General features: G+C 45.3%; 20 protein-coding genes. 13 read left to right on the top strand and 7 right to left on the bottom strand.

The genetic code is table 11. From position 1 onward, the window contains the following. Positions 1-570 precede the first annotated feature (570 nt). The 11 genes from dnm_RS14550 (at position 571) to dnm_RS14500 (ending at position 8,342) form a co-directional block, all read left to right on the top strand. Positions 571-756, top strand: a complete 186-nt coding sequence (locus dnm_RS14550; RefSeq protein WP_207683357.1) for a DUF2065 domain-containing protein — start codon at positions 571-573, stop codon at positions 754-756. Between the two features lie 6 nt (positions 757-762). Beyond that, positions 763-1,845, top strand: a complete 1,083-nt coding sequence (gene queA / locus dnm_RS14545) for a tRNA preQ1(34) S-adenosylmethionine ribosyltransferase-isomerase QueA (RefSeq protein ID WP_207683356.1) — start codon at positions 763-765, stop codon at positions 1,843-1,845. Between the two features lie 478 nt (positions 1,846-2,323). After that, positions 2,324-2,599 (top strand): BrnT family toxin, encoded by a 276-nt coding sequence (locus dnm_RS14540; RefSeq protein ID WP_207683355.1) that lies wholly within the window; start codon positions 2,324-2,326, stop codon positions 2,597-2,599. Continuing rightward, positions 2,562-2,840, top strand: coding sequence for a BrnA antitoxin family protein (locus tag dnm_RS14535; protein WP_207683354.1), 279 nt, complete (start codon positions 2,562-2,564; stop codon positions 2,838-2,840). The genes dnm_RS14540 and dnm_RS14535 overlap by 38 nt, the downstream gene beginning before the upstream one ends. A 199-nt stretch (positions 2,841-3,039) precedes the next feature. After that, positions 3,040-3,942, top strand: coding sequence for a restriction endonuclease (locus tag dnm_RS14530; RefSeq protein WP_207683353.1), 903 nt, complete (start codon positions 3,040-3,042; stop codon positions 3,940-3,942). 122 nt (positions 3,943-4,064) lie between these two features. Further along, the gene (gene tgt / locus dnm_RS14525; RefSeq protein ID WP_207683352.1) at positions 4,065-5,186 is read left to right on the top strand and encodes a tRNA guanosine(34) transglycosylase Tgt; all 1,122 of its coding nucleotides are present in this window, start codon (positions 4,065-4,067) and stop codon (positions 5,184-5,186) included. Further along, positions 5,164-5,685, top strand: coding sequence for a GNAT family N-acetyltransferase (locus dnm_RS14520; RefSeq protein ID WP_207683351.1), 522 nt, complete (start codon positions 5,164-5,166; stop codon positions 5,683-5,685). Before tgt ends, dnm_RS14520 begins: the two co-directional genes overlap by 23 nt. Positions 5,686-5,841: 156 nt before the next feature. Continuing rightward, the gene (locus dnm_RS14515) at positions 5,842-6,063 is read left to right on the top strand and encodes a NifU family protein (protein WP_207683350.1); all 222 of its coding nucleotides are present in this window, start codon (positions 5,842-5,844) and stop codon (positions 6,061-6,063) included. Positions 6,064-6,082: 19 nt separating this feature from the next. Continuing rightward, positions 6,083-7,264: a pyridoxal phosphate-dependent aminotransferase gene (locus tag dnm_RS14510; protein WP_207683349.1), complete on the top strand. Its 1,182-nt coding sequence runs from the start codon at positions 6,083-6,085 to the stop codon at positions 7,262-7,264. Positions 7,265-7,358: 94 nt separating this feature from the next. Next, the gene (mce, locus tag dnm_RS14505) at positions 7,359-7,760 is read left to right on the top strand and encodes a methylmalonyl-CoA epimerase (protein WP_207683348.1); all 402 of its coding nucleotides are present in this window, start codon (positions 7,359-7,361) and stop codon (positions 7,758-7,760) included. Between the two features lie 381 nt (positions 7,761-8,141). Further along, entirely contained in the window at positions 8,142-8,342 is a 201-nt protein-coding gene (locus tag dnm_RS14500) for a hypothetical protein (RefSeq protein WP_207683347.1), read from the top strand. Positions 8,343-8,707: 365 nt separating this feature from the next. On the opposite strand, the gene dnm_RS14495 is transcribed toward dnm_RS14500, so the two are convergent. Then, positions 8,708-10,309, bottom strand: a complete 1,602-nt coding sequence (locus tag dnm_RS14495) for a hypothetical protein (protein WP_207678503.1) — start codon at positions 10,307-10,309, stop codon at positions 8,708-8,710. Positions 10,310-10,473: 164 nt separating this feature from the next. Here dnm_RS14495 and dnm_RS14490 point away from each other — a divergent pair, with 164 nt between their 5' ends. Then, entirely contained in the window at positions 10,474-10,746 is a 273-nt protein-coding gene (locus tag dnm_RS14490; RefSeq protein WP_207683346.1) for a type II toxin-antitoxin system HicB family antitoxin, read from the top strand. 215 nt (positions 10,747-10,961) lie between these two features. Continuing rightward, complete coding sequence (locus tag dnm_RS14485; RefSeq protein WP_207683345.1) at positions 10,962-12,737, top strand: sugar phosphate nucleotidyltransferase; 1,776 nt, start codon at positions 10,962-10,964, stop codon at positions 12,735-12,737. 166 nt (positions 12,738-12,903) lie between these two features. On the opposite strand, the gene dnm_RS14480 is transcribed toward dnm_RS14485, so the two are convergent. The 6 genes from dnm_RS14480 to cbiE form a co-directional block, all read right to left on the bottom strand. After that, positions 12,904-16,155 carry a DUF1156 domain-containing protein gene (locus dnm_RS14480; protein ID WP_207683344.1) on the bottom strand — a complete coding sequence of 1,084 codons (3,252 nt, stop codon included), beginning with the start codon at positions 16,153-16,155 and terminating at the stop codon, positions 12,904-12,906. 10 nt (positions 16,156-16,165) lie between these two features. Continuing rightward, entirely contained in the window at positions 16,166-17,278 is a 1,113-nt protein-coding gene (locus dnm_RS14475) for a hybrid sensor histidine kinase/response regulator (protein WP_207683343.1), read from the bottom strand. Between the two features lie 705 nt (positions 17,279-17,983). Beyond that, positions 17,984-18,739: a precorrin-3B C(17)-methyltransferase gene (gene cobJ / locus dnm_RS14470; protein ID WP_246556328.1), complete on the bottom strand. Its 756-nt coding sequence runs from the start codon at positions 18,737-18,739 to the stop codon at positions 17,984-17,986. A gap of 26 nt (positions 18,740-18,765) precedes the next feature. After that, complete coding sequence (locus dnm_RS14465; protein ID WP_207683341.1) at positions 18,766-19,794, bottom strand: cobalt-precorrin 5A hydrolase; 1,029 nt, start codon at positions 19,792-19,794, stop codon at positions 18,766-18,768. 45 nt (positions 19,795-19,839) lie between these two features. Then, positions 19,840-20,634 carry a precorrin-4 C(11)-methyltransferase gene (gene cobM, locus dnm_RS14460; protein ID WP_207683340.1) on the bottom strand — a complete coding sequence of 265 codons (795 nt, stop codon included), beginning with the start codon at positions 20,632-20,634 and terminating at the stop codon, positions 19,840-19,842. A 290-nt stretch (positions 20,635-20,924) separates the two neighbouring features. Continuing rightward, complete coding sequence (gene cbiE / locus dnm_RS14455) at positions 20,925-22,157, bottom strand: precorrin-6y C5,15-methyltransferase (decarboxylating) subunit CbiE (protein ID WP_207683339.1); 1,233 nt, start codon at positions 22,155-22,157, stop codon at positions 20,925-20,927. Positions 22,158-22,617 lie beyond the last annotated feature (460 nt).

Genomic DNA, 22,617 nt, shown 5'->3' with positions numbered 1-22,617 from the left:
TTTTTACCGTAAAAATCCATTTTGAAAACCTGTTTTTTTTATCTGAAAACATTTTCATAACCGGGGACGAAAAACCCGGATTTTTCATGAGTGTTTATTTTATTTTGACAAACGATATTTTAAACGTTTATATGAAAGTGTCAGGTGTTAAGTGTTAAGTGTTAAGTGTTAAGTGTTAAGTGTCATGAAAAACTACAAAACTTTTATCGTTTGTTGTGTCCGCAGGACATGGGAGTTTATATGAAAGTGTCAGGTGTTAAGTGTTAAGTGTTAAGTGTTAAGTGTCATGAAAAACTACAAAACTTTCATCGTTCGTTGTGACCGGCAGGACATGGGAGTTTATATGAAAGTCCGGAGTGCAAAAATTAAGCGAAGCGGTTTTTTGCAGAAACTTTCATGCCTCGTTGTGACCGGCAGGTCATGACCGTTTATATGAAAGAACTACAAAAAAGACTGTCTCAGCAAATACTGAGGTAAGACTGAAATGTTCATTTGCTGATTTGATATGACATATCAAAATTTGAAAACCCCACACTGGATCATAATAAAATTATTCAGAAGAAGGATATTATGGAATTCTTTCTATGTGTGCTTGGAATGGTGATGTTTATAGAGGGGGTTCCCTATGCTCTGTTCCCCCGAAAAATGAAATACTGGATACAAAAAGTGATTGAAATGTCGGACACCAGTCTTCAGCGGTTCGGTTTGGCGCTGGTGCTTATCGGAGTCTGGCTGGTTTACATGGGAAAAAGTTAAAAAATTATGTTTTCACTAACGGATTACACATATGATCTGCCTGAAGATTGGATAGCCCAGAAACCGGCAGACAACAGAGACCGGTCAAAGCTCCTGCACCTGAGCCGTGAAACTGGCAAATGCTCACACCATACGTTTTCTGATATTTATGATCTGCTTTCCCCGTCAGATGTGCTGGTGATAAACAACACCGAGGTTATTCCGGGGCGTCTGTTCGGAAAAAAGGACACAGGCGGAAAGGCAGAGGTTCTTATCTTAGATTATGGAAACAGGTGCAAAGCAAATCCCTCCGGCCCAGGAGATAAAAAAAATGGAAATGTTACTTACAACTGTCTGATAAAAGCCTCAAAACGTCCCAGGCCCGGGGCATTGCTTTTTTTTGATCAGGGATTAAAAGCAGAAATTACAGATTTTAATGATGGAATTCATACGGTAAAATTTTCATGTGATGATAATTTTGAAAATCTCCTTTATCAGGTCGGAAACATGCCGCTTCCGCCTTACATCAAAAGAAATCTGTCTCAGAACGAAGCCTGTAATGATAAAATATCATATCAGACGGTATATGCTTCACAAAAAGGGGCAATTGCGGCCCCCACGGCAGGACTGCATTTTTCAGAAAAACTTCTTGAAAAAATAAAATCCAAAGGTGTCAAGGTGGTTGCAATTACCCTGCATGTGGGATATGGTACATTTTTACCTGTAAGAGTGTCTGATATCAGGGATCATCAAATGCATTCCGAATGGTATTCCATCCCCGGAGGATCCGCTGACATCATAAATCATGCAAAAGCAGATGGCAGCCGTGTGGTGGCTGTGGGAACAACCTGTGTGCGCACCTTGGAATATGCATCAGATGATAACGGATATCTTATCAATGACAGCGGGAATTGCGATCTTTTTATATATCCCGGATACAGATTCAAGGCTGTTGACGCGATGATCACCAATTTTCATCTGCCGGAATCAACGCTGCTCATGCTGGTATCTGCGTTTGCCGGGCGTGAAAAAATATTAGAGGCGTACCAGAAGGCCATTGATAAGAAATACAGGTTTTACAGTTACGGAGATGCCATGTTTATTGAATGACAGCAATTATTCATTATGAGCCGAACATGGGGAGTCTATGAAAAAAATATTGTTGCAGTGGTAGCAGGCAGGCATTTGATGTGGCCTTATCCTTTTTAAATATCAATCAATACTGACTAAATGCAGTGTAGTTCTGGCAGAAGACCCAAAAAACAATCCCATCTTTTGTGGGGTAAACTAAGGTCAGTAAATCGAAAAGTTTTTGGGCCGTCACAGGGCAAACAGGACGGACCTGGAGAAATCCGGCTTTTTCCGACCGGGGAGGCGTCCTGTCCGGGAAAAAAAGCCGGGTTTCTCTGCTGTCCCGCACACTGCCCGGAAACTTTTCGATCTGCTGAAGGTCTGAGTGCGCCCGACAGTTCATTGGCCGGTTTGTACTGCTTTAAAAAATATCTTTGTTCTTTCAAAATGTTATTACTGTCACCTTGCATATATGTGAGCCAGTTTTTTCAGACTGATTCCGGATACACATCAGATCATGAAATTCACATGGGACCAAACCAAACAAAAGACAAACCTCGCAAAACACGGTTTTGACTTTGCCGACGCTGAGGCAGTATTCGCCGGGATGACATACACATTCGGGGATAATCGGACATATTATGGGGAAGACAGATTCATAACCCTCGGCATGCTGAAAGGCAGAATTGTGGTAATTGCCCATACCGAACAGGATGATGAAATACGTATCATTTCAATGCGAAAGGCAACGAAACATGAGCAAAAAACATACTTTGAAGGATTCGGACACTGACTGGCAGCGTGTTGATGCCATGCGGGATGAGGATATTGATCTGTCCGACATACCTGAAGTGACGGAAGAACAGATGGCAGAAGCCAGACTGCGTGTCGGCGGGAAACCCGTCCGGAAAGGTAAAGTCGGCATACTTGTTGATGCCGAGGTCGTCGCATATTTTAAGATGAAGGCAGGCGAAAAATACGAATCTGTGATAAACGAGATATTGAAAGCGGGTATTCGTAATCTGTCAGTCTGATGGGGCGGCAAACAGAAGTGTTATTTCGTCCCTATTCCTTACATATTTTTTTTAAGAAGATGTTTGAAAGATAACATCCTCAGTTATCTTGTAAATATTCGGTAAATCTTATCTGCCGTCCCTGACGGTCGGCTCGAATGGACAATATGTCATTAAATATATGATATAATGATAAATATTTATTTTAGAGAGATTTCAAATGGCGAAAGTGGATGTTCCTGCGGTTGACCCCTTAATGAATCCTATTCTTCTGGCTCTCAAAAGTCTTGGCGGGTCAGGAACAATTGAAGAAATTAACAATAAAGCCTCAGAAATCGCAGGGCTTTCAGATGAACAAATTGAAGTTTTACATAATCCGGAAAAAGGTGGGCAAACCAAAGTCGAATACAGACTCGCCTGGGCAAGAACTTACCTGAAAAACTACGGAGTAATTGAAAATTCCAGCAGAGGTGTATGGGCATTAACAGCCGAAGGTAGAAAACTTGACAGTGTGGATTCGAAAAAAGTCAGGCAGTTCACACAAGAACAATTAAAGAAAGCTAAGATTCGTTCGGTAAAAGACGAACCTGATGAGGCAAATCCGGATAATGCTCTGACAGTCATAAAAGATGTCCCTGACGAAACCGAACCAGATATATCTTGGCGTGAAGAACTTTTAGATACGCTTTTGAAAATGGAACCTTCGGCATTTGAGCGGCTTGCGCAAAGACTGCTCCGTGAATCAGGTTTCACTCAGGTTGAGGTGACAGGCCAGAGCAGTGACGGCGGTATTGACGGCAAGGGAATTATGCGTCTGGGCGGGCTTCTCAGCTTTCATGTTATTTTTCAGTGCAAACGGTATCAGGGTTCGGTTACAGCCAGCCAAGTTCGGGACTTTCGGGGGGCAATGGTCGGGAGAGCGGACAAGGCATTGCTCATTACCACAGGAAATTATACAAAAGATGCGATGAAAGAGGCTACCAGAGACGGCGCGCCGGCTATAGATTTAATTGACGGTAATCAGCTTGTGGATAAACTGAAAGAGCTTGGTCTGGGCGTAAAAACAGAAAAGGTGGAAGTTGAGGAGATCACAATTAATCATAATTGGTTTATGAACATATAAAAAATAAAGGGGGTTGTGTCCCAAAATGCCACATAACCCGGATATGTGGCGGACGGGCGAGGCGCATCAGTTATATTGCCTGATTATGGATGCAGGCTTCTTTTTTACTTACTAAAAGATAAATGCTTAATTTTAAAATTATATCAGAATGTGAAACAACAAAGGCACGGGCCGGTGTCTTTGAGACTGCTCATGGCCCCGTCAGAACCCCTGTGTTCATGCCGGTGGGGACCCTCGGAACGGTAAAATCCGTGTCCCCGGAGGAGCTTCTGAATGCAGGCGCACAGATTATTCTCGGCAACACCTATCATTTGTATCTCAGGCCGGGCTGTGATGTCATCAGCCGCTTTTCGGGTCTCCACAAATTTATGAACTGGGACGGCCCCATTCTCACCGACAGCGGCGGATTTCAGGTGTTTTCACTGGCAAAGCTTTCAAAAATCACAGAAGAAGGTGTTAATTTCCAGTCCCACATTGACGGCTCAAGACATCTGCTCACGCCTGAAAAAGCGGTTGAAATACAGCGTTGCCTGAATTCAGATATTATCATGTGTCTGGATCAGTGCATCAAATACCCTTCTGAGAGGGAAGATGCCAAAGATGCGCTTGAACTCACCACCCGATGGGCAGAGAGATGCAAAAAAACGTGGGAAGAAAATGCCCGGAACTCCAACGCGCTGTTTGGCATTGTCCAGGGAGGCATGTTCAAAGACCTTCGTGAATTGTCAGCAAACGCGCTCACGGAAATCGGTTTCAGCGGTTATGCCATTGGCGGACTGAGCGTGGGCGAGCCAAAGGATATCATGCTTGATATTGCGGAATTCACGCTTCCGAAACTCCCTGCTTCAAAGCCGAAATATATCATGGGCGTGGGAACACCGGAGGACCTTGTGGAACTTGTGGCCCGGGGAGCGGATATGTTTGACTGTGTTCTCCCCACCAGAAATGCCAGAAACGGGCAGTTGTTTACGAAAAACGGAACCCTGAATATTTCCAATGCTCAGTTTAAGGATGATACGGAACCCGTGGAACCGGGATGCGACTGTTATACCTGCCGGAATTATTCCAGAGCTTATCTGCGTCATCTTTATATGACAAGGGAGCTGCTTGCCTATCGGTTAAATACGATTCATAATATTCATTATTTTATAAATCTTATGGAGCGTATGCGGGCCGCCATATGTGAAGGAAAGTTTGAAACTTTCAGGAAAGCGTTTTATAATGAAAGATCAGAACAGAGATAAAGCTCAGGCTGACAAAGGATTTTCTTTTCAATTCAGACATCAGCTCAGGCCCGGGGATATGGGGTATATTGTATATCTCCACGGGACACTTTATGCAAAAGAATACGGGTTTGATCACACATTCGAGCCGTATGTGGCTGAACCGCTTTCTCAGTTTATCAGATCACCATCTGACCGTAACCGAATATGGATTGCCGAGACACACGGAAACATTGTCGGCACCATTGCAATTGTTTCTGTTTCAGAGGAAAAAGCGCAATTGCGCTGGTTACTTGTCCATCCTGATGCCCGCGGAAAGGGGCTTGGGAAAAAAATGCTTCAGAAGGCAATAATCTTCTGTAAACAAAACCAATACAAATCCGTGTTTTTGTGGACAGTGAGTGAACTGACCACAGCCACAAAAATATATAGATCAGAAGGGTTTGTCAAAACTGAGGAAAAAACGCATTATCTCTGGGGGGTGACTGTTACCGAAGAGCAGTATGAGCTGAACCTCTGAAAAAAGCTGCCTGTGATATGTGTTTCAGAGTTATGCTTACAATAAACGCTTATGAAAAAGCCGGGTTTTTCGCCTCCGGTTATGAAAATGTTTTCAGATAAAAAACCGACTTTTCAAAATGTATTTTTACGGTAAAATCAATAAGGAGACAAAATTATGAAAGAAAAAGTTCAGAAAGTGTTAGACAAAATAAGACCTTCGCTTCAGGCGGACGGCGGTGATGTGGAGCTTATTGAGGTGGAAGAGAGCGGAGTGGTCAGAGTTCGCCTGCAAGGCGCGTGCGCGGGATGTCCCATGTCCCAGATGACCCTTAAAAACGGAATAGAAAAATTGCTGAAAAAAGAGATTCCGGAGGTAAAATCCGTAGAATCTGCCTGATGAACCGGAGAACTGTTTTATGACCATTGCAAATAAAATTGAGAGAATACTATCCAAGTCCTCATGGATACGGAAAATGTTTGAGGAAGGCGCGCAGCTGAAGGCAAAACACGGGGCTGAAAATGTCTTTGATTTCAGTTTGGGAAACCCGAATGTCCCGCCTCCGGAAAAATTCAATGAAGTACTCAGAGATACCGTGGATTCCTGTGGTCTGGGAGATCACTGTTATATGCCCAATAGCGGTTATCCCCAGGTTTGCAAATCCGTGGCAGAATACCTTTCCGAAGAGCAGAAGGCAGAAGTTTCTGAAAAAGAGATAATTATGACCTGCGGCGCGGCCGGCGCATTGAATATTATTCTGAAAGCCATCCTCAATCCCGGGGATGAGGTTCTGGTTCCCGCACCTTATTTTGTGGAATATGATTTTTACGCGGACAACCACGGCGGTGAATTAAAACCAGTACCGACCACCCCGAGTTTCAATCTGGATATTGACGCCATCGCCTACGCCATCACTAAGAAAACCAAAGCCATCATTATTAACTCTCCGAATAATCCCACGGGTCAGATATATTCGGAAGAAAGCCTCGGGGAACTCGGGGAGCTTCTGGAAAAGAAAAGTAAGGAGATAAAGCAGACCATATATCTTTTGTCGGATGAGCCATATCGTCAGATCGTTTATGACGGGGCAGAGGTTCCCAGCATTTTTAACTGCTACAATGAAAGCGTTATCGGCAATTCATATTCCAAGAATATCTCCATCCCCGGTGAGCGCATGGGATTTCTCGCGGTAAACCCGAAGGCCACTTTTAAAAACGATATTCTGGCGGGGGCTGCTCTTGCCAACAGGATACTCGGATTTGTGAACGCGCCTGCTCTGATGCAGCGGGTTGTCGCCTGTATGCAGGGGATGAGTGTGGATATCTCCGAGTACGACAGGAAAAGAAAGCTTTTGTGTGAGGGGCTTGCGGCTTGCGGATATGAATTTGTCACGCCGCCCGGGGCATTTTATCTGTTTCCCAAAACCCCGGTTCCGGACGATGTCAAATTTGTAAAGGCTCTTCAGGAAGAACTGATTCTTGCGGTGCCCGGGAGCGGCTTCGGAGGGCCCGGGCATTTCAGACTGGCCTTTTGTGTGGATGATGCAACCATTACAAATTCCATGCTAGGATTTAAAAAAGTCATGGAAAAATTTAAATAGGGGTTATGAGCAACGTTTGCAACCAGCATGAAAGTTTCAGGGTTTTTCCTTAACACCTAACACCTAACACTTTTATATCAGGAGGAAATGACTAATGAAAATACTCAAGATTGATCATCTCGGAATTGCCGTAAAAAGTATGGATGAAGGAAAAAATTTCTGGTCAGATATTCTGGGGCTGAAATTTGAAGGGGCTGAAACTGTTCAGGAGCAGAAAGTCACCACCGGTTTTTTCCCCGTGGGAGAGAGCGAAGTGGAACTGCTGGAATCCACGTCACCTGACGGGCCTGTTGCCAAGTACATAGAAAAAAAAGGCGAGGGTATACAGCATGTCGCGTTTCGTGTGGAAAACATTGAAGAGGCATTGGCAGAGCTGAAGGAAAGAGGAGTGAAACTGATTGACGAAACTCCCAGGATAGGGGCTGGCGGGGCAAAAATCGCTTTTCTGCATCCCAAGGCAACCAAAGGGGTTTTGGTGGAGTTGTGTGAACGATAAGATCGTTCCTTCTTATTTGGTGTCTGTCCACGAGTAAGCGGTAAAATAATTCTACTAAAGAAGTTTCCATTTTATTTGCCGGACGGGGTTTGCAGCTCCGTCTGAAACGTCTGCCGACGGCTGAACAATTAATGTTCCGGACGGGGTTGCAGGTAGTCCTGCACAAGCAGTGATGAATGAGATTCAGTGTCCTGATAATCGGGGGACTGAACGGGATTCATCACTACCTTTGCAGGACTACCGGGTTGCAAACCCATACGCATCAGGCTAAGGACAGAACATTCTGATTTCATTGAAACTGACCGGCCGACGGCCGAAAGGCAAAACCTTTATTTTCAGGCGTTCCGGAATCACAAAAATCCTTAGCCTGATGCATATGGGTTGCAAACCCCGTCCGGCAAAGGCGAATGGGGGCAGAGAGAACTTGCAAGGACATTGAGACAAGCCGGAGGGAAATGGGACAGACGCGGACAGTTACGGATTATTCAATACGACAAAGTTTCGGAGCCGGGACCTGACTCGGAACGTATTTTTGCGGTTCCTTTGTGTCTTTGTGTCTTTGTGGCTGATTTTTTCGGATAAAAGGCGGGACGCATCCGTTTTTTTGCCGCGAAGACACAAAGTCTCACGAAGTCTCTCCGCGGTTCCTCTGTGTATTTGTGGCTGATTTTTTCGGATGTGTAAAAGGTGGGACACACCCAAATTTACTTGAATATAAGGGCTATTATGGAAAACTTGTTTATTCGGCGGAAGATGAGATTTTTTAGGGAGAAATTGGCATCCTTCATATTAATATAAAAGTAGTTGACACTTTTTAAAAGCTTGTTTTCGGGCACACTTCCGGTGTCAGAAGGCTGGCGGACGAACCTTCAGTTATGGTGATATGATATTACGATTTTGTGAATTGGCGGCCGGAAACGGATTTTTCTGAAAAAACCGGTTCCTTTTTACGAATTCACAGTGACCGCAAAAGACGGATCCGTTTTTTCCACAGTATCAAACAGAAGTTCGATCCAGTCTTTTTCCTGTTTCCTTCCGGTCAGAAGTTCATAGGGAGTCCTGCCTTTTCTCTTACCAGCCCTGTAACGGCGGTGATTATGGTAAAACATGATCAGGTTCAGAGTCTCCTGATTTATATTGTTTTTTGAACTGTTCAGGTAGGGACGGATTATCGAATTTATGCATTCGACCAGAGACGAACTCCGAACTATTCGGTCCAGTTCGTTGTAAACCTGCTCTCTGACATATTCATAATCGGCCTGAAGATGACCTGTCGCGGTTTCGAGACAGAATTCCTCGTTCATTTCACAGTGCTTCCGTGCTTCGGGGGTTTTCGCCTTAATCATCTCTTTTCTCCATTGCCATGCCAGACAAAGCGCCCGCAATGCCTCCTGACTGACCGGCAGTCCCCTGAGTTCTGAGACAATCGGAGCTGCCACATCGAAATACCCGAGCAGGTCAGGCAGAGTGCGGCGGACCTTTCCGACAGCTTTGGCAATGTCGGGTTTTCCCAGTGATTCCAGAAGATTCAGCCCCTCTCCGATATTGGCTTCCGCCTCCTCACGTTCCCTGAGATTGCCGTTATTGTCGAACAGTCTGAGTTCATTTATGACAGAAAGATAAAGATAACTGAAGTTGTCGTACAGTTCGATTTTTTCATCGGCAATCCTTTTTGCCTCCTCGTATTCTTTGATTCTCCGCGAAATGACAGCGTCACTTCTGGCGGAATCGAGCTTACGCCAGCGTTCCTCCTCTTTCCCAATGGCTTTGTATGCGGCATTTTCAAGGATTCCGACCCGTCTGCCAAGCCGGTGTGCCACAGCGTGATAAGTGTCCGGCTGCCTGAAAATATGGGCCAGGGATTCTTTCTGAGCTTTGCACAGACCTCTGCCTTCGTCACTGACCACATAAACTGCCATATATCCGTTATTTTCCAGGCAGTTCCAGTGATTCTTCCAGTCTTCGGCCTTCCGCGTGTCGTTCAGCCCGATTTTCAGTATTGCCGAACTGACCGGGTCAGCCGTGACCAGTATCGGCACCCTTTTGGAAAATATCTCATCACTCAGATAAACGAGCAGCCGTATCTCGCCATTGTCAGTTTTAAGAGTGTCAGGCAGCAGGGAACCGAAATATTTCAGAGTCTGACTGATGAAACCGACAGATGCGTTGTCAATACCGAAACGCCTCATAATCGTTGATACGGCTTCCAGAGAACACCGGCCTTCAAGTCTCAGAGACAGTATGTGGCTGAATACCGATCTCTGTCCGGTCACAGACGGCTCACAGGAATCATATCCGAAAGCGGCCTCACCCGTCTCTTTCAATGTCGCTGCCAGCATATAAACAAAGGTGCGGGAAATCATAAACTGCTTTGAAAGAGCCGTCACTGTTCCCCACGCTCCGGTAACCATTGCCGTGAGAGCAGCACATGCAATATGCAGCCTTGTAACAGGAGACAGATCACCGCGCCGTACGAATTTTTTCGGAGTCAGTTTTATATTTCCCCGCTCTGACAGACTTTCATTTTTTATGACAACAGGTGCGCACATAATTCCTCCTTTCCGTTATAAAGATTTTCGTTTGCAAAATCGTTTTCCCTGTGTCATATACCATGTTAAAAAAATTATGTCACCCCCTGACATCCGATTCATATCCGACTTTTGTTTTTATAAAGTGTAAACTGATAAATGAAGGATGCCGAGAAATTCTGCTGGTGAACGACTTTGTAACATTTGAAGGCGATAATGTTGCAGATTTGAAAAAAGCGTTTGAGGAGGCCGTTGATCATTATGTGAGTGTATGCGAAAAACTTGCCAGAGACCCACAAAAAACTTTCAGAGGAAAGTTTAATGTCAGAATAAAACCCGAACTGCACAGAAAAGCCTCGTTAGTTGCATTCAAAAAAAATATTTCGCTCAATAAACTGGTTGAAACAGCTATAAACAATGAGATTGGAAAACCTGAGTATTCAGCCCTCGCACTTTAGACGCTGCCTGAGCAATAGCCGGGTGGTGAAGCGAAGCGCAACCCACCATTCCGTCATTTACAGAGTGTGGGGGACGGACGAAGCGAAACGCAGCCCGCCACTACGCCATCCGGCAATCAATCAGAAACATATGCAACAATGATGGTAGGTTTCACTATCGCTCCATCCACCCTGCCAATCCTACAAATACTATAATATAAATACTGATAACTGACATGAAAGCAATGATACTCGCGGCAGGTTTCGGCACACGGCTTCTTCCCTTTACCGAAACGCTGCCCAAACCTTTATTTCCGTTTGCAGGCAGGCCCCTGCTGGACATTATTATTCGCAGTCTGCAAGATGCAGGCTGTGAGGTTGCCATCGTAAACACCCATCATCTCCATGAAAAAATAGATGATTTTATTTCCGGACAAAATTATAAAATTCCTGTTCAGACCCGATATGAGCCAATGATACTTGGCACAGGCGGAGGCATAAAAAATGTGGCGGATTTCTGGGATGATCAGCCTTTTATGGTCATAAACAGCGATATTGTCACGAATATTGACCTGCGAGAAGTGTATGAATTTCATCTGAATCACACGCATCCTGTGACAATGGTCCTCCATGATGACAGCGAATTTAACACTGTGATAGCAGATGAGGACAATTTTATAAAAGGCTTCCGTGTTCAGGAAATAAAAGACTTTTCTGATTCCCGGTTCCCAGTTTTCCAAAAACTCGCTTTTACCGGGATACAGGTTATTGATCCTGAAATTCTTGATCTTATACCCGCGGGTGTGTTCTCAGGCAGCATAGACGCATACAGAAAATTAATATCAGAGGGAAAAAAGATAAAAGCTTTTATTTCTTCGGAACAGTACGACTGGCAAGACGTGGGAGACTTGGAAAGGTTTAGGAATGCCGTTATTGAAAAAATGGCCGCCAAAGCCTTTAAAACTGGAAACTTGAAACTTGAAACTGGAAACTCGCAACCTGAAATTAGCTATGTTCAGCTCAAGGGGGATGGGTCAGACAGAAAATGGTTTCGCCTGACGAGAGATAACCAGTCCCTTGTGATGGTGGATCATGGCATCAGAAAACAGGGGGAAACGTCTGAAACAGATTCTTTTATAAATATCGGACACCATCTCCGCGGCAAAGGAATACCTGTGCCGGAAATTCGTCTTTATGATATGTTTTCAGGTCTGGTTTTTCTGGAGGATTTGGGAGATGTGCATCTTCAGACCGTTGTCCGGGATGCTGAGACGACTGAAGAAATCATCTCTTATTACCAATCGGTTATTGATATCCTGGTAAGAATGTCTGTTTTCGGGGGCAGGGATTTTGATCTTTCCCGGACATATCAGACAGCGTATTATGACAGGGAACTTATTCTTGAAAAGGAATGCCGCTATTTTGTTGATGCTTTTTTAAAGGGATATCTTGGCACAAATTCCTGCTTTGAAGATTTTGAGGATGAATTTTCAGCCCTGGCGGACAGAGCAATTGAATTTTCAGTGACCGGTTTTATGCACAGGGACATGCAGTCACGGAATATTATGGTTCGCTCCTGCTCTGATTCCCAAAAACGAAACGAGTTTTATCTCATTGATTTTCAAGGCGGACGCATAGGCCCGATTCAGTATGATCTTGCTTCGTTGCTGATTGATCCATATGTTGAGCTGCCCTGTTCTGTGCAGGCTGACTTGTCGGAATACTGCATTAAAAAACTTTCGTCGTTTATCCGGGTTGATCCGGGCCGGTTCCGCACAGGCTATAAATACTGTTCCGTCGCCAGAAATCTCCAGATGCTGGGGGCGTTTGGTTATCTGAGCCGTGTGAAAGGAAAGACGTATTTTGAAAAATATATTCCGGTTGCTGTGAACACGTTGAAATATAATCTTTCCAGGTTTGGCAATGCTGATTTTCCCAAGTTAAAGGAGATTTCAAAAATCTGCGCTAAGGGGTCGGACAACGTTAAAGGAACTCGAAATAAACGCTCATGAAAAAGCCGGGTTTTTCATCCCCGGTTATGAAAATATTTTCAATGAAAACAGATAAAAAACCCGGCTTTTCAGAATGTATTTTCACGGTAAATAATATACCCGATACAAAAAATGCAGGGTGGGTTCCGCTTCGCTCCACCCACCCTGCATTGCTGCATTATTGCTGTCATCTGAAACTGAAAAGAAGACTCTCCGCTTCCTTTTTCAATTCAGGATCATCGGTTTCAGATGCCCATACACGGAGAATATCAAGAATAATCCGCTGATGTTCCGGGACATGTTTTTCCAGATAGGGCCGGGCAAGGGGAATATCACCTTTTCGGTATTCCTGTATAAATCCCTGGAAAACATCCCACTGGGTCTGCGGATCAGAGAGTCTGGCAGGGCTGCGTTCTTCTGGTCTGGCAACTCGGAGTTTGGCCCCCCTGCAAATCAGCGGTGCGTGAAAGCCTGATGTCTCCTCTGCCGCACCCCGGGAGCGGCGGCCCGGGGTTTGTTTATTCATGCCGATCATCCGGCCCCGGACGCGGTATCCGGAATTTTTTGACACAATAGGAATATTCAGGGATTTGGACAGACTGAGGGCCTCGTCAAAGGAAAATTCGCCAAGCCCCCGGATGCCAAAAAGGGTCAGCGCCATTGCTGTTTCAGAATCAAGATCATCCACTGTCAGGCGATTTGCCGTAATGCGCCTGATCTGATACGCTGAAACAATCCGGCTGGCCTCGTTCATGGCCAGGACCGGGCTGACCAGTTCATCTCCGTCTGTCACAGGCCAGTGTTCCGAGAGAACTCCGAGGGCGCGTCCGTAGCACGCGACCATCTGATCCACGGGGCTGAGTCGGAGCGGTTCAAATTCTTTCAGGCCCTCTTCAACCGCGTCCTGAATGCCGCGCTGCACCCCTGACCCGCCGATCCCTGTCCACACCGCGGGAAATGCGTTTTCTCCTTTCCGCTTTCGGCAGGAGATGAAAATGGAGCTTGCCGCGGCTGCCATGTTTTTCTGATGCATGGACTCCGCGGCCTCGGATTCAACCGGAACCGCCGCGGTAATGATCCACCCGGATTCAATAAGGGAACGGGTCAGGGTTTCCCATGCATCCTGGCGTTTGTGGGTGAACATGAGAGTCATGATACCATCGTGTCTGAGTACCCTGTTACATTCCGCAAAGATATCTCCCATGACTTTTTCGTAAGCTTTTTTGGCTTCTTTTGCAGAACCGTCCCTGGCCGGATTGGCAACGGCCTCCTCTTTTTTATTGGTGAGTCGCCGGGAAAAAATATCAGGATAAAAATCCTTCAGGGTTCGCTTCTGCCAGACATAAAAAAAATCAGAAAGCCCCGCATACTGCACATTATCATAATATGGCGGATCCATGCACACAAGATCAACTGAATGATCCGGGACCCCGGGGATATGCGCGGCAGTACCATTATAAATGGTAAGACACGGGAGACTGTTTTTTGCTCCTCCTGAACGGAGCGGACACACAAGAGAGGCTATCCCCTTATATGCGTCCGTCACCTGGGCCAGTGCCCAAGCTGCTCCGGAACGGGGGCCTGTGAAGATCATTTCTCCGAAAGTCCATTTCAGAGAAAAATCATGGCGTCCGAAATTTCCCTTGACAATTCCTCTTGTGTATTCCCACCGGGTCTGCCTGCTGTTGTAATCCAGACCTTTGTCAATGGCGAACTGCAAATATGTCACCACGGCCCGGGCTTTTTCCTGACCCAGCAATTCAATAATCTCCGCTCTGAGTTTGTTCAGTCCCTCAACAAGTGTCAGATGAGCAAAGAGCTGGCGCGGGGTAAACATGTCGCACCATCGGGGCATACCATAGATGACCGGTCGTTTGTCATTACCTTTTGGGAATTTTTCCGTAGGAATCAGCCCCATCCTCTCCCATTCATCCCATTTCTCAGCAAGCTTTTTTTCCGCATCCTCCAACGCGCTGAGATCACATTCACGGGGAGGACGAAAAAAACGGATTTTACGGGTTTTTATCTTCCCTTTCCTGGTACCGGATTTGAATCGTTTCAGGTTCCCGTTTCCATCTGTCTCAGGTTCAGAACGATTGGCGACCACACAATAAAGACGGTCTTCCCATTTCCCATATGAGGATTCTCCCACGCCCCTCGCCCCTCGCCCCTCGCCCGGCAAACCTTCCCCCCTTGCCTGGGCCTTGATTTCATCACCGGAAATCGCCTGTTTGCAGTGAACACAGAACCCCACGCCTCGGGTGACGGTGGCAAAACCGGGGTCTTCACCTCCGGGGCCTTTGCCTTTGCTCACCCGATAAGTTTCAAAACGCACCTTTCCGTTTCGTGATTTGCCATCAGGAATGATTCGCACACCCCAGGCGTCCGCGGCTTGTTTGGATAACCAGCAGGTGTTGAGAAGCGGCGCATCGCCACCGCAGTGGGGGCATCTGACCTGACGGGCATAAATAAAATCAGCGATTTGTTCTTTGTTAAACTCGTCAAAGTATCCAGGACATGATGAAAGCGTCTTTCTCAGACGTCCCTGCTCCTCAATGGGTAATATCTGGCCATCAGGAAAAACATCATACAATCTTTCGTGGGCATAAGATAAAAGCCTTTCTCCCCAGTGTTGTATCTCATCCCCGAGATCAGAACCAAAGCGTAAGGGATAATCCAGTGTTGCATAAAGAATGACTGTTGCCACCGGATTCAGATCATTTGCAATCACATTGTAACCGAGGCGCAGGGCTTCAAAGGGAATTGATCCGCCGCCTGACGTGGGGTCCAGAACTGTCAGGCCAGATTTCGGAGACATTGCTGATTTCTGAAATGCTCTGTCATATCCGTAACCATCGCCTGAAAACCGAATTCCGTGTTTCCTGCTAAAAGCCATCTTTTCCTTGGCCCAGGCAGGATCGCCCATCACTCTTTGCACTGGCAATGTATCGCCCTCCTGGGGCCAGGGATCTGCCAGGGGCAGGCTCTCCGCTTCCCAGCGCAGGATCACCGGATCATCGGAGAGTGCGGAATCTTTTACCCTGAGCTTTTCAATTAACTCACGATTTTCCGCCCGCCGCTTTTCCTCGGCAATCAACGCCCGAATGACAACGCCGTCCGCAATCAGTATCTCTCGTTCGGGTTCAACAGATTTCACTCTTTCCAACAGCTTGCCTGTCAGTGTCCGGGGAACCCCATCTATCATAGCCTGAACTTTCTCGATTCCCAGGCTGCGAATAAAGCGTTCCGGGTCAGTATCCGCGGAAACAAGAGAACTGAAAACCGCCGCGCGGCTTGGCGTGAGCGGACGTCTGGCCCACCAGACATGCAGCCGGTTAATCGGAGGCGCTTTCCCCGTATCCCGCTCTCGCTGTGTTTCCGCACCCACCTGATGGCAAAAAAAACCTTGTTCAATAAGGCGTTTGTCGCTATTTCGCATTTCTTAGGTCTCAGTTCTCACTGCTGACATTCGCGTTTCCTGCTTTTAATGTCAGCCTTATTTCAGTGCCGTGATCCTGCGGGTCATCTTTTTCCTCTTTTGAGAATATCTCAATTTTTCCGCCATAAGTATGAACAAACTTCTTTACAAGCGGCATTCCGAATCCTGTCCCCACTTCTCCGCCTGTTCCTATTCTGGAGGTTGTTTTTTTCATATCAAAGATATCTTTTTGCAATTCCTGTGACATTCCCACGCCAAAATCTCTGATGGAAATTGTCACCATATCGTCAGCCTGCGAGGCTCCGATAATTATCTTCGAATCAGGGAAAGAGAATTTTATGGCATTGGTAAAAAGATTATTTATAACAGAATTCAGCAATGATATTTTTTCAGTGCAAACTATCAGAGCCGGATCAATATTCTTTATAATTTCAATATGTTTTTCAGCAAATTTTTGTTCAAGCATAAGCAGAGATTCATCTATGGCTTTTTTCAGATTGACAGGTTCCAGTTCCAAGTTGATCTTTTTATCCTCCAATGCCCGTATCTTACGGACAAGATCAATCACCTTCAGACCGTTACCGGCCGCTGTGCTGAGATATTTTTTCAGGCGTTTGAACGTGTCATAATCTTTAATTATCTCCAGTGCGGAAACAATTGACGCAAAAGGATTTGCCAGGTCGTGACACAGAACATGAAGTAATTCCTTACGTTCATTGCTGATGCTCAGTATTTCCAGATGAGTTTTAATTCTCGCCAGCAATTCTGTTGAGTTGAATGGCTTGGTTATATAATCAACCCCTCCCGATTCAAATCCTCTGACAATATCCTCTGTTTCAGTTCTGGCGGTGAGAAAAATCACCGGAATATCTTTTGTTCTCGGAGAATTTTTAAGAATTTTGCAAACCTCATAACCATCCATTTCAGGCATCATAATATCCAGCAGAATTAAATCAGGATGTCTTTTTTCAATTATTTTAAGTGCCTGATTTCCGTTTGTCGCGGGGGTGAAAAGATATCCTTCGGAACTCAGAATATTTCCTATAATCTGAAGATTTTTCGGAACATCATCCACGATGAGGATGAAAGGTTTTTCTTCTGAAACTGATTTTTTCAAATTCATCGGCAACCTCTTTTTTACCCATTCGGCACGAGTGATAGCGGGAGTATGTTTTTTATAATTTTTCGATTTGCTGGTTCAGTACTCGGATGAGGTTTTGAAGACCTCGCGGATCTTCACCCTCAACATTTATAATAAAATTTAAGCGATCCGGAAAAAATACCGAAAAACTTTTGTCCTGCCCCCCCGGTGACCGGTCAAAAGTTTTTTCCCCTCTTATCGGCACTATTCCCTGATAATTCAGGATCTGACGCTGAAAAAATATAGGGATACTTGATGATCAGGTTTTTTTCTGTCATTCCATTCCGTCCGACCGAGACATTGGCGTGAGCGTCTGACTGAGTTCAGTCGGACGCTCACGCCCAAGCCTGCGAAAGCAGGAATGAGAGGCTTTTTGTTCGGACAGGAATGACAGGCTTTTTGTTCAAATCGGATCAAAACACTTGATCATCGAGTGGATAGGTACTTACATCCGACATACAGACGATTCTGATGTTCAGGTGTTTTTGCGTACGACACACTGCATTATAAGTACCTAACCATAAGTTTTCGATATTTGATCGGGAAAGAAACCCGGCTTTTTTCTCCGGAATGATCCGCCTCCCGTGAGGGAAAAAGCCGGGTTTCTCAGCCGTTCACAGAAAAAAAGATGTATAAAAAAATTTTGATCGGGTACTTATGTGTCAATTTTTTCAGGTGCGAGTTTTTTCAGGAAACAACTGAATATTTTTTTGAATACCCTCTCGGGGTAACCATAAAATCAAGATATTGCGCAGATGCGCTGCTTCCGATAAACACGGTTGTCTGCATGTTTACCGGTGCGGTGTGAAGATTACCGAGGGGAAAAATCTTAACCTTCTGCTCTTCCCTCATCGCACTGGTGACAATCCCCACAGGTGTGTTTCTGTCTCTGTGATTCAGAATAATTTTCTGTGCGCTTTCAAGCTGCCAGTTCCGCTTTTTGCTTTTGGGATTATACAGCACAATGACAAAGTCAGCCTCGGCGGCCGCCTCAATGCGTCGTTCGATAAGTTCCCAGGGTGTCAGAAGATCGCTGAGGCTAATGACCGCAAAATCATGACTCAGCGGCGCGCCCAGAAGCGAAGCCCCTGAGCAGAGGGCAGGTATGCCGGGCACAACTTCCACCTGAAGCAGAGTCCCTGAGTCTTCATTTTTCATTTTTCCGGCACTGACCGGGGGAATGATAACAATATCTTTTGCCTTGCACATTTCAAAAACAAGACTGGACATGGCGTATATTCCCGGATCTCCGCTTGAGACAATTGCGCATGACTTGCCCTCCAGCGCGATGTCAATGGCTGCCTCAACCCGCTCAATCTCTTTTTTCATTGTGGTGCTGACAATGTGCTTATCTTTTATCAGAGAACGTATCAGATTAACGTAAGTGGTATATCCCACAACTGTGTCAACGGTTTCAAGCACATCATGCGCCCGTTTGGACAAATATTCCGTACTTCCGGGGCCAATGCCTACGATGTAAAGGGAATTCTGGCAATGGCTACCGTGACATTCCGGGTTGAGTGTTTGGGAACAATCAGTTTTCCCTTTTTTGTCGCAAGAATTGCTGATGCTTCGCATACGCTTTTTACTCCTATATGTTTTTCCACCATCGCGGATGGCGTCTTTATGTCTTTAACTTTTTCAAGTTCTTCCCTGGTGAAAAATTCCAGCGGAAGATTCAGGTCCTGTCCGAGGGCTAAAAGTCCCTGCTCATCTGCTTTTAAATCCACTGTGGCAATACATTTCAGGCTGCCCCGTGCAAGTGCGTTCTTTTCGAGTACTTCATAAAGAAGTTCCTTTATTTCTTTTTTGTCCGTATTTCGGTTGCACCCGATACCCGCGACCAGAGATTTGGGCCTCAGTATCAGTGTATGCGGGGGCAAATCAGCCACGACATCATCAATAAAAATCGAGAACTGAGAATTAAGAACCGAGAACCAGGCACTGAGAATTGTGTTGCTCATCAACTGAAAGGGATCATGGCAACAAATTTTTTTTCCTTTGAGAAAAGCCATGCTGACGTATTTTATGGCATCCGGATTTTCAATGAAAAGTCCTTTTTCTTTTGCCAGCAGATCAATGGCCGGAACCTTGTTTAAGTCCGTGGCTGTTGTGATAACAGGTGTCGCGTCAATTATTTCCGCAATCTGTTTCGCCAGTGCATTGGCTCCGCCGATATGACCCGACAGAAGACTTATGACATGATATCCCTTTTCATCTGCAACCACAACCGCGGGATCCGAAGTTTTGTGGCGGATATGCGGCGCAACCAGCCGGACCACGATACCGGCGGACATAATAAAAATATGAGCGTTGTATTTATCAAAAGCTTGTGATAACGCACCGGACAGAGTTTCAAATGTGGCGGATGAATCTCCCTCATTTTCCAGCGAAGCGGAAAAATGCAAATCAGCCCCGGACAGACCCGCTGAAATTCTCCGGGCCAGCTTTGCCCCGTTTGGTGTCACCGCCCATATGGCAAGTTTGTGAGTTGTCATTTGTGATTTGTGATTTGTGATTGGTGATTGGTAATTCGTAATTCGTCATTTGTCACTTGTGATATCGCCGCCTCTGAATCCGTGGGAAAAATTTTTATCGTAAAGTTTTGATTTATGGATTAATGTATCTGTACTGATGTCCAGAACTTTCCCCACGATGATCAGGGCCTGATGCGTGATTTCCTGCTCTTTTACCACGTCTGAGAGTTCATTCAGTGTTGTGTATATGATTTTTTCTTCAGGCTGACTTACACGAAACGCGACAGCACACGCGGCATCTTCTCCATATGCTGCTCTGAGTATCTCAGCCACTTTGTCAATAAGTGATATGCTGAGATAGATCACCAGAGAAGCCTTATGGCTTGCCAGTGACGCGAGATTCTCTGTTTCAGGAACCGGGGTTCTGCCTGCCATTCGGGTTAAAATCAGCGTCTGAGAAATTTCGGGAAGCGTGTATTCCATACCCATTGCCGCGGCCGCGGCAAAAGCGGCGGTCACGCCCGGTATAACATTGTACGGTATTTCTCTTTTCTGAAGTTCCGCGATCTGCTCAAAAATTGCCCCGTAAAGACTCGGGTCCCCCGTATGCAGACGTACAACCCGTTTGCCTTCTGTGTAAGCTTTTTCAATGCTTTCTACAATTTCTCCGAGGTGCATGGCGGCGCTGTTTAAAATGGCTGTTTCGGGCGATGCCCATTTTAATACAGCCTCGGGAACCAGAGAGCCCGCGTAAATAATTATATCAGCGTCCATAAGGGTTCGCTGTCCTTTTACCGTAATTAATTCGGGATCACCCGGGCCTGCGCCGACAAATGTAACCGGATGGTTTTCAGCGGTCATAATATCTCCTTTATATGAAAAAGGTGTTAGGTGTTAGGTGTTAGGTGTTAGGTGTTAGGTGTTAAGTGTTAGGTGTTAGGTGTTAGGTGTTAGGTGTTAGGTGTTAGGTGTTAGGTGTTAAGTGTTAGATGTTAGGTGTTAATAAAAACTACAAAAATTTCATTATTCGTTATGACCGGCAAGTCATGCCCGTTTACATGAAAGTCAGTTATGATTTGTTGCTGACGGGGTTGCAAACTTTGCCAAAGAGGATTTGTACTCTGTCCGGCAAAGTTCAGCGAGTCTCTGCTTTAATCTTCGTTTTCTCCGTTCTTCAGCCCGGAAATGATCCAGACAGGATTCTGAGCCTCAAGCCTTTCGCTCCAAGGCATGTCCTGGCCCCGGCTGATCTGAATCTGGACGATATCCGTTTTAAAGCCGATACGCCTGAGTGTGCTGAGGGCAGTTTCAATATTGGACAGAAGAACCGTATTAATAACAATAATACCATGGTTCATGAGACAGGAGGAAACGACCTCTATGATTTTTTCAAGGTCCCTGCCTCCGCCGCCAATAAATATTCGGTCAGGCCGGGGCAAATCTTTCAGACCCTTAGGAAGCACGGCCTCAATGATTTCCAAATTTTTCACACCAAAGCGTTTCTGATTCGTTCTGATCAACTCTCTCCTGTCGGCTCGCTGTTCAACAGCAAATATTTTTCCATGTTTTACAAACAACGCCGCTTCAATGGAGACAGAACCGCTTCCGGCTCCGAGGTCCCATACGATATGTCCGGGCATGAGACAAAGTTTGGACAGCGTGACCGCTCTTACTTCCGCTTTTGTAATAAGCCCTTTCTGGTGTTCAAAGCTTTGGTCCGGCATTCCGAAGCAAAGATTTTTTTTCTCTTCGGATTGGGAAGATATTCGCTTTAAAATCAAAATATTGGGTTCTGAAAACTGCATATCCGCGGCTTGTGCGGGATCATACCATCCGACCCGTTCCGAAGGCGTGCCAAGTTGTTCAAGAACACATAAACGAAAATCTGTTATCTCGTTCTCAAGAAGGGTATTTGCAAGCCATGCGGGATTTCTTACAGGGTCCGTAAACACGGCGATTTTATTCTTTTCAGAAAGCGCATGGAAAAATACAGCGTCATCATTTCGGCCATGCATACTGATAACATGGGCATCGCTCCACGATTCCCTGATACGGGAAAATGCAGCGGAAACTGAAGAAATATTAGGATATATAGAAACATTTTCAGCTCCGATGGCATTTACCAACAAAGAACCGATACCAAAAAAGAGCGGGTCTCCGGATGCGAGAACGACAATCGTATCCTTCTCCATTTTATCTTTTATATATTGTATGATATCTTTTATATTTCCCTTGATTTCTTTTTTAATTACTTGATAATCCTCAAAAAACTGAAGCAGCCGTTTTCCTCCGATCAGGATATCCGCCTGTCTGATTTGCTTTAGATGTGTTTCTGTAAGGTCCCGGGGAGAAAGCCCCATTCCGATGACAGATACCGGTTTCATAATCACTGAGTTATATCCTTAAAAAATAAAAAGTGTAAGTGTCAGATGTCAGCAAACTACCTGTAATTTTTTTTGGTTTGCGGCTTTACAGTCATGGTCAAAAAAAAATCTGATTAACGGATATAGGGGAGGGCCATCAAGCCCTGTAAGGACGGCATATTTGTAGCGGTTTTTTTTGATAAAATCATATAACCCTCCTTATTTTAATATACTTTTTTTAAAAAATTCCAATTATTGAACTAACTATACATTTTTATTTGAAAATAGCAAGCATTAATTCGCAGCATCCCGAAGTGCGGCATCGGCCGGAAACAGATACCTGCTTTTGCAAAAATAACAGATTTTTTATCCGAACCCGTTCAAAAAAATTTAATCATCGGATCATAGGGTTAATGTCCTGTGGTTGTCACCTGGGCAGACAAATAAACGAAAAAAACATTCTTGACCGCCTGCATCAAGG

The organism is Desulfonema magnum, assembly GCF_017377395.1.
GTDB lineage: Bacteria > Desulfobacterota > Desulfobacteria > Desulfobacterales > 4be13 > Desulfonema_C > Desulfonema_C magnum.
This window is presented reverse-complemented; position numbering and strand designations above follow the sequence as displayed.

Excerpts from the sequence above, each read along its gene's own strand:
- dnm_RS14510 (WP_207683349.1), top strand. The coding sequence starts at position 6,083 with ATGACCATTGCAAATAAAATTGAGAGAATACTATCCAAGTCCTCATGG.
- queA (WP_207683356.1), top strand. The coding sequence starts at position 763 with ATGTTTTCACTAACGGATTACACATATGATCTGCCTGAAGATTGGATA.
- dnm_RS14530 (WP_207683353.1), top strand. The coding sequence starts at position 3,040 with ATGGCGAAAGTGGATGTTCCTGCGGTTGACCCCTTAATGAATCCTATT.
- dnm_RS14465 (WP_207683341.1), bottom strand. The coding sequence starts at position 19,794 with ATGACAACTCACAAACTTGCCATATGGGCGGTGACACCAAACGGGGCA.
- tgt (WP_207683352.1), top strand. The coding sequence starts at position 4,065 with ATGCTTAATTTTAAAATTATATCAGAATGTGAAACAACAAAGGCACGG.
- dnm_RS14480 (WP_207683344.1), bottom strand. The coding sequence starts at position 16,155 with ATGCGAAATAGCGACAAACGCCTTATTGAACAAGGTTTTTTTTGCCAT.
- dnm_RS14550 (WP_207683357.1), top strand. The coding sequence starts at position 571 with ATGGAATTCTTTCTATGTGTGCTTGGAATGGTGATGTTTATAGAGGGG.
- dnm_RS14485 (WP_207683345.1), top strand. The coding sequence starts at position 10,962 with ATGAAAGCAATGATACTCGCGGCAGGTTTCGGCACACGGCTTCTTCCC.
- dnm_RS14515 (WP_207683350.1), top strand. The coding sequence starts at position 5,842 with ATGAAAGAAAAAGTTCAGAAAGTGTTAGACAAAATAAGACCTTCGCTT.
- cobM (WP_207683340.1), bottom strand. The coding sequence starts at position 20,634 with ATGACCGCTGAAAACCATCCGGTTACATTTGTCGGCGCAGGCCCGGGT.
- dnm_RS14535 (WP_207683354.1), top strand. The coding sequence starts at position 2,562 with ATGAGCAAAAAACATACTTTGAAGGATTCGGACACTGACTGGCAGCGT.
- dnm_RS14520 (WP_207683351.1), top strand. The coding sequence starts at position 5,164 with ATGAAAGATCAGAACAGAGATAAAGCTCAGGCTGACAAAGGATTTTCT.
- cbiE (WP_207683339.1), bottom strand. The coding sequence starts at position 22,157 with ATGAAACCGGTATCTGTCATCGGAATGGGGCTTTCTCCCCGGGACCTT.
- mce (WP_207683348.1), top strand. The coding sequence starts at position 7,359 with ATGAAAATACTCAAGATTGATCATCTCGGAATTGCCGTAAAAAGTATG.
- dnm_RS14475 (WP_207683343.1), bottom strand. The coding sequence starts at position 17,278 with ATGAATTTGAAAAAATCAGTTTCAGAAGAAAAACCTTTCATCCTCATC.
- dnm_RS14540 (WP_207683355.1), top strand. The coding sequence starts at position 2,324 with ATGAAATTCACATGGGACCAAACCAAACAAAAGACAAACCTCGCAAAA.
- dnm_RS14495 (WP_207678503.1), bottom strand. The coding sequence starts at position 10,309 with ATGTGCGCACCTGTTGTCATAAAAAATGAAAGTCTGTCAGAGCGGGGA.